The 678-nt window shown below is 58.8% G+C and carries 1 protein-coding gene; it reads left to right on the top strand.

What is annotated here, in order from left to right:
- Positions 1–130: 130 nt before the first annotated feature.
- On the top strand, positions 131–678 hold a 548-nt coding region (locus HV681_RS27695), incomplete at its 3' end, for a T6SS effector BTH_I2691 family protein (RefSeq protein ID WP_302478759.1).

Below are 678 nucleotides of genomic sequence, written 5' to 3'. Positions count from 1 at the left end.
GCGGTGAAGCACCCGTAAGCAGTTGATAAGAAAGAACAACGGAAAGGACGCTTCCGAGTTGGCACAACGTTTGCATTGAGGCGATAGGTCATCACCGCCTACTGCCACACTGCGCCAAGCAAAGGAACTTATGAGCGTCAGCACGACCTTGAGTTGGGCGATCCGCCATGCTGTCCCCAATCCTACGGGCACATGTAACGCCTGCGAACGCACTGGCCTGCCGATACTGCCATTGCGAGCGGCCTATGCGCCCACGCCCAATGCCACATCCAAGCGGCCGCTTGCCGGCGGTGGCGATCTGGCTGCCGTACCGATGCGGTTCGATCAGCCGCGTACGCTGCGTGAAGGGTATCTCTATGTGCTGCTCGACAAGCGAGAGTGGCAGGCTTATCAGGTGACGCCCGAAGGGGCGCTGCGTCAGTTCAACCCATTTTCCATGCCGCGGGCAGTCCCAGAGCCGCTGAGCGAAAGATGCATCCACCGCGACCACGACGTCCCGGCTTCGTTCATCAACATCGACACCAAACTGTTTAAGACCGCGTGGATAGCGTTCTCCAGCGATCCGTGGTCCGACAGCGTATTGAATCGCTATCTCCACAGTTTCGCGGGCGAAAAGTCGCCAATGGCCATCAGGTTTTACGAGCTTGACTTGCAGACTGCGCGGAACGATCCCGCGAG

Source organism: Achromobacter animicus, assembly GCF_902859585.1.
In the GTDB taxonomy this organism is placed as follows: Bacteria; Pseudomonadota; Gammaproteobacteria; order Burkholderiales; family Burkholderiaceae_B; genus Achromobacter; species Achromobacter animicus.
Note: the sequence above shows the minus strand (reverse complement) of the source record. Positions and strands in the feature narration are given on the sequence as shown.